10 protein-coding genes are annotated in these 7,953 nt (G+C 68.1%); 9 read left to right on the top strand and 1 reads right to left on the bottom strand.

Features of this window, described 5'->3' with window-relative positions:
* The 9 genes from A5706_RS03335 to A5706_RS03375 all read left to right on the top strand — a co-directional run.
* The coding region (locus tag A5706_RS03335; RefSeq protein WP_068127047.1) for a nitroreductase family protein at positions 1-804 on the top strand (804 nt) is incomplete at its 5' end.
* Positions 801-1,082: a DUF1918 domain-containing protein gene (locus A5706_RS03340; RefSeq protein ID WP_068127049.1), complete on the top strand. Its 282-nt coding sequence runs from the start codon at positions 801-803 to the stop codon at positions 1,080-1,082. The genes A5706_RS03335 and A5706_RS03340, both read left to right, overlap by 4 nt.
* Before the next feature lies 1 nt (position 1,083).
* Positions 1,084-1,326 (top strand): hypothetical protein, encoded by a 243-nt coding sequence (locus tag A5706_RS03345; protein ID WP_068127051.1) that lies wholly within the window; start codon positions 1,084-1,086, stop codon positions 1,324-1,326.
* 114 nt (positions 1,327-1,440) lie between these two features.
* On the top strand, positions 1,441-1,881 hold the full coding sequence (locus A5706_RS03350; protein ID WP_156766940.1) for an Hsp20/alpha crystallin family protein: 441 nt from the start codon (positions 1,441-1,443) through the stop codon (positions 1,879-1,881).
* A gap of 4 nt (positions 1,882-1,885) precedes the next feature.
* On the top strand, positions 1,886-3,928 hold the full coding sequence (locus tag A5706_RS03355; protein ID WP_068127054.1) for an erythromycin esterase family protein: 2,043 nt from the start codon (positions 1,886-1,888) through the stop codon (positions 3,926-3,928).
* A 28-nt stretch (positions 3,929-3,956) separates the two neighbouring features.
* On the top strand, positions 3,957-4,949 hold the full coding sequence (locus tag A5706_RS03360; protein WP_068127056.1) for a 1-phosphofructokinase family hexose kinase: 993 nt from the start codon (positions 3,957-3,959) through the stop codon (positions 4,947-4,949).
* A 78-nt stretch (positions 4,950-5,027) separates the two neighbouring features.
* A complete protein-coding gene (locus tag A5706_RS03365) occupies positions 5,028-5,810 on the top strand; it encodes a universal stress protein (RefSeq protein WP_068127058.1) in 783 nt (260 codons plus the stop codon).
* A gap of 10 nt (positions 5,811-5,820) precedes the next feature.
* Entirely contained in the window at positions 5,821-6,657 is an 837-nt protein-coding gene (locus A5706_RS03370; RefSeq protein ID WP_068127060.1) for a universal stress protein, read from the top strand.
* Between the two features lie 59 nt (positions 6,658-6,716).
* Positions 6,717-7,388, top strand: coding sequence for a response regulator transcription factor (locus tag A5706_RS03375; RefSeq protein WP_068127063.1), 672 nt, complete (start codon positions 6,717-6,719; stop codon positions 7,386-7,388).
* Positions 7,389-7,409: 21 nt separating this feature from the next.
* On the opposite strand, the gene A5706_RS03380 is transcribed toward A5706_RS03375, so the two are convergent.
* Complete coding sequence (locus A5706_RS03380) at positions 7,410-7,862, bottom strand: pyridoxamine 5'-phosphate oxidase family protein (RefSeq protein WP_068127065.1); 453 nt, start codon at positions 7,860-7,862, stop codon at positions 7,410-7,412.
* Between the last annotated feature and the right edge of the window lie 91 nt (positions 7,863-7,953).

The raw sequence follows: 7,953 nt of genomic DNA on the forward strand, positions 1-7,953 counted from the left end.
AGCTGCGGCGCCGCGCTCGACCATTTCCGGGTCGCGATGGCCGCCGCCGGCTGGGACACCAACATCGATCAGTTCCCCAACCCGAACAATCTCGACCACCTCGTCTCGGCCGACTTCACCTCCCTCGACTACGTGACACAGGCCAGGCGGGATCGCGCCGACGCGATACCGCGTCGCCGGACCAACCGGCTGCCGTTTCGTGCGCCGAGGCACTGGTCGTCCCTGGAAGCCGTATTGCGCAGCTCAATCGACGACGAGCTGGTGACCCTCGACGTGCTGAGCGACGATGCGCGGTCGCGGTTGGCCGAGGCGTCCCGGCTCACCGATGAGCTGCGCCGCTACGACGATTCTTATCAGCACGAATTGCTTTGGTGGACATCGCCGTTGCGGGAGGCAGAAGGGATCCCCGAGGGTGCGCTGGCTTCGGAGTCGGACGCCCGACGGGTCGACATCAACCGCCGGTTCCCCATCGACTCCTCCGACGAGCGGAGCTCCGCGGGCACCTACGACGAGGCGAAAATCCTCGTGCTGTCCACACCGGGGGACGCGCGGGTCGATGCGCTCAATTGCGGCGAGGCGCTTTCGGCGATCCTGCTGGAGTGCACGATGGCCGGCCTGGCCACCTGCCCGGTAACGCACCTCACGGAGCTGCAATCCAGTCGCGACGTCATTTCCGATCTGACGACCCGGCCCGCCGCGGTTCCCCAAGTTTTGGTCCGGGTCGGCATCGAACCCGAGGGGGAGTTGACCCCCGAGCCGACGCCGCGGCGGCCCTTGGGCGACGTGTTGGAGATCCGGCGATGAAGGCCAAGGTCGGGGACTGGCTGGTGATCAAGGGCGGCACCATCGGCCGCCGGGACGTGCGCGGGCTGATCACCGAGGTGCGGTCGCCGGACGGCGAGCCGCCATATCAGGTTCGGTGGCTCGACACCGACGAGCGGACGACGGTGTTCCCGGGTCCCGACGCGATCGTCGTCACGGCGGCCGAGCAGCAAGCCGCCGACAAGCGGGCGCGGTCGCGGTTCGCCGCGATGCAGGCGGCCATCACGGGTCAGGCCCGCCCGGCGGGCAAAAGGAATTGAAATGTCCTCTCTGCCAAGCGGTCCACCGCTGCTGACCGACGGTGACGTCGACACGCTCGCGTGGCAGTTCCTGCGTTCGCCGTACGCGGACGACACCTATGCCGATTGGCCACTGGACCGACGCCTCGACGGCTTCCTTCGCCGCGAGGGGTTGAACCGTCTCGTCGAGGACGGCGACACATACGACCTCATCCTCGATCGCGTCATGGCCTACATCGCCGCCCAGGCCCGGCTTTCCAGCTGACGCGGGCGGAGCCGACGAACGGCCCGCCACGCCGGGACTTCCGTCCCTACCGCGGTTCGCGGCCGACTGGTCGGATGGATTCGTCACTGCCACAAATGTCGAGTTCTAGGAGACATCATGAGCACCCTTTCTGTTCGGCGTCAGCCGAGGTCGCTCTTCCCTGAGTTCTCTGAGCTGTTCGCCGGCTTCCCCCCGTTGGCCGGACTGCGCCCCGTCTACGAAGGCCGTGTGATGCGGCTGGAAGACGAGATGAAGGACGGCCGCTATGTCGTGCGCGCCGAAATGCCGGGTGTGGACCCCGCCAAGGACGTCGAGATCACAGTGCGCGACGGACAGCTGACCATCAAGGCCGAGCGCAGCGAGAAGAAGGACTTCGACGGGCGCTCGGAATTCTCCTACGGCTCATTCACCCGCACCGTTTCGCTGCCGGCCGGCGCCGACGAGGACAGCATCGAGGCCACCTATGACAAGGGCATCCTGACTGTCTCCGTGGGCATTTCGGAGCCGAAGCCGGCCGAGCGGCGCGTCCAGGTGCGATCAGCCAGCGGGCAGTGACCCCATGACCAGAGCAGCCGACGCCACCCGGCACGCGCCGCGGCGCGTGTTTCGCGACCGCGGCGAGGCCGGCCGGGTGCTGGCAAGCCTTCTCGGCGCTTATCGCGACCGGCGGAATGTCATCGTCTTGGGCCTGGCAAGGGGCGGCATCCCCGTCGCGTGGGAGGTGGCGGCCGCGCTGCACGCCCCGCTGGACGCCTTCATCGTGCGCAAACTCGGCGCCCCCGGCCACGAAGAGTTTGCGGTCGGGGCGCTGGCGAGCGGGGGCCGCGTCGTGGTCAACGACGATGTCGTGCGGGGACTGCGACTGACCCCGCAGGAGTTGCGCGCCATCGCCGAGCGCGAAGGCCGCGAGCTCGCCCGGCGCGAGGCGACCTACCGCGACGGTCGCCCACCCCTCGACGTCACCGGCAAGACGGTCATCCTCGTCGACGACGGTTTGGCCACCGGCGCAAGCATGTTCGCGGCCGTGCAGGCGCTGCGCGAAGCCGAGCCCGCGGTCATCGTGGTCGCCGTGCCCGCGGCCCCGGAATCCACCTGCCGGGAACTCGCCGGCCAGGTGGACGACGTCGTCTGCGCGTCGATGCCCACCCCTTTCCATGCGGTGGGGGAGTCGTTCTGGGATTTCCGCCAGGTCACCGACGACGAGGTTTGTCGGCTGCTCGCCACCCCGACCACCGGGGCATCGACAACCGAACCCCCGCCGCGGACACCGGCCGAGGTGATCGGCGGCGCGGCCATCGATGCGCCGCAGGGCATCCCGTCGCGCGAAACGCTGGAGGAGCTGATCGGCGACGCGCGGATCGTGCTGATCGGCGAGAGCTCGCACGGCACCCATGAGTTCTATGAGGCCCGTGCTGTCATCACGAAGTGGCTGATCGAGGAAAAGGGTTTCTGTGCCGTCGCCGCCGAGGCGGACTGGCCCGACGCGTACCGGGTCAATCGCTACGTGCGCGGCCTGGGTGACGACGACAGCGCCGACGACGCGTTGAGCGGATTCGAGCGCTTCCCCGCCTGGATGTGGCGCAACACCGTCGTGCGTGACTTCGTCGACTGGCTGCGCGCGTACAACAGGCTCCACAAGTCGAACGGCCGGCGGCAGGCCGGCTTCTACGGCCTGGACCTATACAGCCTGCACCGATCGATGCACGAGGTGATCACCTACCTCGACAAGATCGACCCGAAGGCGGCGGCGCGGGCGCGGGAGCGCTACTCGTGCTTCGATCACGCTTCGGCCGACGATGGTCAGGCGTACGGCTTCGCGGCGGCGTACGGCGCCGGCCCGTCGTGCGAAAATCAGGCGATCGACCAGCTGGTGGAGATCCAGCGCAACGCACTGGCCTACGCGCGCAGGGACGGGCTACTCGCCGAGGACGAGCTGTTCTACGCCCAGCAGAACGCGCAAACGGTGCGCAACGCGGAGGTGTATTACCGCGCGATGTTCAGTGGGCGCGTCAACTCCTGGAACCTGCGTGACAAGCACATGGCGCAGACGCTCGAGGCGCTGCTGAAGCATCTGGATCGCCACCAGGATGCGCCGCCCGCCCGAATCGTGGTGTGGGCCCACAACTCTCACGTCGGGGATGCGCGGGCCACCGAAGTTTGGGCCGACGGGCAACTCACGCTCGGCCAACTTGCCCGTCAGCGCTACGGCAGGGATGCGCGTCTCATCGGGCTCAGCACCTACGCCGGCACCGTGACCGCCGCCAGCGAGTGGGGCGGCGTCGCCGAACGAAAGGTGGTTCGCCCCGCGCTCAACGGCAGCATCGAAGAATTGCTGCATGAGACTGGCAGGGGCGCCTTCTTGGTGTCGGCGGTCATCAGCCCCGCGGCCGCGGATCCGCTCAGCACGGTCCGCCTGGGCCGTGCCATCGGCGTGATCTACCGGCCCGAAACGGAGCGGCAAAGCCACTACTTCCACGTGCGCCCGGCCGACCAGTTCGACGCGATGATCCACATCGACCAAACCCGGGCGCTCGAACCCCTCGAGGTGACCAGCCTCTGGATCGCCGGCGAAACGCCGGAAACGTACCCCTCCGGCCTTTAATCGACGACAACGAGCGGAGTCAACGACCATGCAGACGGAGGCACGGCCGCCTGCGAGCCGACCGCAAATCGTCACGTTGACCATGAACCCGGCGCTCGATATCACGACAAGCGTCGACGTCGTGCGGCCGACCGACAAATTGCGCTGCGCCGACACCCGTTACGACCCGGGCGGCGGCGGCATCAACGTCGCGCACATCGCGCACGAGCTGGGCGGGTCGGTGCTGGCGGTCTTTCCCGCCGGCGGGACGACCGGTGGCCTGATCGCGCGGCTGCTCGCCGACGAGGGCGTGCCGTTCTGGCAAGTGCCTATCGACGCGGCCACGCGCGAGAGCTTCACAGTCAACGAGAACAGCACCGGCCGCCAGTACCGCTTCGTCCTGCCGGGCCCGCAACTGACACTGCGCGAACAGGCGCACTGCCTTGAACAGCTGCGGATGGCGGCGAAGTCGGCCGAATTCGTGGTGGCCAGCGGCAGCCTGCCGCCGGGCGTGACCACGGACTTCTACCAGCGGGTCGCCGACATGTGCGGCCACGTCGGCGCCCGTCTGATCCTGGATACCTCCGGCGGCGGCCTGCGGCACGTCTCCTCCGGCGTGTTCCTCCTCAAGGCGAGCGTGCGGGAGCTGCGGGAATGCGTCGGCCGCCCGCTGGAGACCGAGCCCGAACAACTCGCCGCCGCACACGAGCTGGTCAACGGTGGTCGCGCGGAAGCGGTGCTGGTGTCCCTGGGATCGAAGGGCGCGCTGCTCGCGACGGCCCATGCCAGCCAACGCTTTTCGGCAATTCCGATGCCCGGCGGGAGCGGCGTGGGGGCCGGCGACGCGATGGTCGCGGCCATCACGGTCGGGCTCACCCGTGGCTGGCCGCTGGTCAAGTCCGTTCGGCTGGGCATCGCGGCGGGAGCGGCGATGCTGATGACGCCCGGCACGGCAGCCTGCCTTCGCGCGGACGTGGAGAAGCTGTTCGCCCAATCGGCGGAACCCTACGATCTGGCAAATGACGAACGGCAATCCAGATAAGGCCGAACGGCCCCTCTGTAACGAGCGGCGCCGCAATAGCCTATTTGAGAGCCTGAATTTGAACAGTCAGGAGCCGACATGAACCAGCTGGACGCCAAGGCGGTGGTCGTGGGCGTCAACGGCTCACAAGCGGCGGTTAACGCCGCCAAGTGGACGGTCGACGAGGCGCTGAGCCGGCAGCTGCCGATGCGCCTCGTCTACGTCATCCCTCGCCCGGAGGAACACACCAGCTCCGCGCAACTGTCCGAGTGGGAGCTGGAGCGCGCCGAGATGGCGCTGTCCCAAGCCGAGTGCGCCATCCAACAGGCGAAAAGACCGGTCGAGGTCGAAACGGCAATCCTCTCAGGCGATCCCGGCGAAGTGCTGGTCGACGAATCGCGCGACGCGGCACTGGTTTGCGTGGGCACGTCCAGGCGCGGGTGGGCGTCCGATGGCCTGCTGGGGCCGACCGCCACCAGGTTGGTCGCCGAAGCGCAATGCCCGGTCGCGATCATCCGCACCAATCCCGACGGCTCGCCGACCGAGCTTGGCGTCATCGCCGTCGTGCTCAACGACGAGCCGGACAACGACGAAGTCGTGCACCAGGCCATGGAGCAGGGCCGGCGCCGCCACGCGACCGTCCGACAGATCGATCGGCGACTGAACAGCTGGGTCAGGCGCTATCCGGACGTGCACGTACAGACGGTCGCCGCGGGCACCGGAGTGAAAACCGGTGAGAGGCAGGGCGGCGCCGTCGGATTGGCTCCCCAATTGGCCGTCGTGGGGAGCGCCGACGCCCTCGAGATCGCCGGGCTGTCCACGCCGAACTGCCACCCGATCGTCGGCTATCCCGACTGCTCCGTCCTCGTGGTTCGCCATTAGAGGACAGTCCGTGAACGAATTGGCTACGCCGCAGCCGATCGTGGTCGGCATCGACGGCTCGAAGGCGGCGATCCGGGCGGCGCTCTGGGCGCTTGACGAGGCGGTGAGCCGCGACGCCCCCCTGCGGCTCGTCTGCGCGACCGAACAGGATGACACTGACCAAACCGATCAGGCCGCCGGCCAGGCCGCAATTCGCCAGGCGGTCAAGGCGATTGAGGCCGCGGGCAAGCCGGTGAAGATCGAAACCGAGGTGGTCCACGGCCCGGCGATCGGCTGCTTGATCAGCGCGTCGGCGGCGGCGGGCATGGTGTGCGTTGGCGCGGTCGGATTGCGTCACTTCCGGCCGGGCCGAGTGGGTTCCACCGCCGCGGCCTTGGCGATGTCGGCGCGTTGCCCGGTCGGCATCATCCGCGCCCGCGACGACCAGTCGCACCGCCCCGACGGGATCGTCGTCGAGCTGGACGGGTCGCCCGACAACGGCGTCTTGCTGGGCGCCGCCGCCGCGGAGGCCCGGCTGCGCAACGCCGCCATCCGGGCGATCATCTGCCGCCGGACCGCGCCGGACGAGAAGGGGCCGGACGATACCGAAGGCGATCGCCGGGCCCTCGCCGACCTGGATCGCCGGCTGGCCCGCTGGACACGGCAGTATCCGGATCTGCGGGTGGAGTCGGTGGCCGTGCACGGCGGCCTGCTCGAGTATTTGGCCTACAACCGCGGCACGGTAGGCCTGGTGATCGCCGGCGCCCGCGATCGCCGGCAGCTGAGGGAGCTCGTCGGACCGGCCGGCAGCGCGGTGCTGCAGGACGCCGGCTGTTCGCTGTTGGTCGTCAATCAGCAGCACTTATGACGCGGGCGATAATGAAAACGTGCGATATTGAGAGTCAGTCGCATAAGAAAGGGCTCTTGATGGTCAAGGTTTTCCTCGTCGATGACCATGAGGTCGTGCGGCGCGGTCTTGCCGATCTGCTCGCGTCGGACCCCGAACTGGAAATCGTCGGCGAAGCCGGTTCCGTATCGGAGGCGAAGGCGCGCATACCGGCCCTGCGGCCCGATGTCGCGGTCCTTGACGTGCGCCTTCCCGACGGCAACGGAATCGAACTGTGCCGCGACCTGGTCTCCGACCACCCGGACCTGCGGTGCCTGATGTTGACGTCATTCACTTCTGACGAGGCCATGCTGGAGGCGATCCTGGCCGGCGCCAGCGGCTACGTCGTCAAGGACATCAAAGGCATGGAGCTGGCCCACGCGATCAAAGAGGTCGGGGCCGGCAAATCCCTCCTCGACAACCGCGCCGCCGCCGCGCTGATGGCGAAGCTTCGCGGCACGACCGAACGCGAAGACCCGCTCTCCGGGCTGACCGAACAGGAGCGAACGCTGCTCGGGCTGCTCAGCGAAGGTCTGACCAACCGGCAGATCGCCGCCCGGATGTTTCTTGCCGAAAAAACGGTGAAGAACTACGTCTCGCGGTTGCTGGCGAAACTGGGCATGGAGCGCCGGACGCAAGCTGCCGTGTTCGCCTCCAAGCTGGACCAGCGGTCCGGCAGGCCGCCCACGTCGACAGAACCGCCGCGGGACTAATGGGAGCGCGCGCGCCGGGGGTTACGGCTCGGGCGCAAGGATGCGGAATCCGGTGACGATCGTGGGCTCGATGGCGATGACAGTGTCCGCGTGGTTGACCCACGGGTGCAGCAGTTGCTCGTAGCGCTCGACTTCGTCGGGTTCCGTGATGGTGGATGCGCGCCCCGTTGCGACGACGCTCCACCCGGTCCGGGTTTGGTGGTCGAAGCTGTCGGCCTCATAGGCGACGACTGAACTGTCCCGAGACCGCGTCGCGGCGGAGATCGCCGAGGTCAGCCGGGTGCGGATGATGATGCGACCGTCGTCCACCAGATGATTGACCGGACGGATCGCCGGAAGCGCACCAAGGGTAAATACGACCCGCCCATACTCGACGGTGGCCAGCAACCGGATCGCCTCGGTGTCGCTCAGCCGTTGGGCACCGGCAGCGGGCCGCCTCAGGCCCAGACCGCCGTCGTAGTCCCAGTCGTCCATAAGCTCAGAATTTTATTACCCACCATGTAGGCACCTAGGGCCATAGTGCCCCAGCTTCGACCGCCGGCCGTCAGGTTGGGCGCCCGACCTC

Source organism: Mycobacterium sp. E796 (genome assembly GCF_001672815.1).
Classification (GTDB): domain Bacteria; phylum Actinomycetota; class Actinomycetes; order Mycobacteriales; family Mycobacteriaceae; genus Mycobacterium.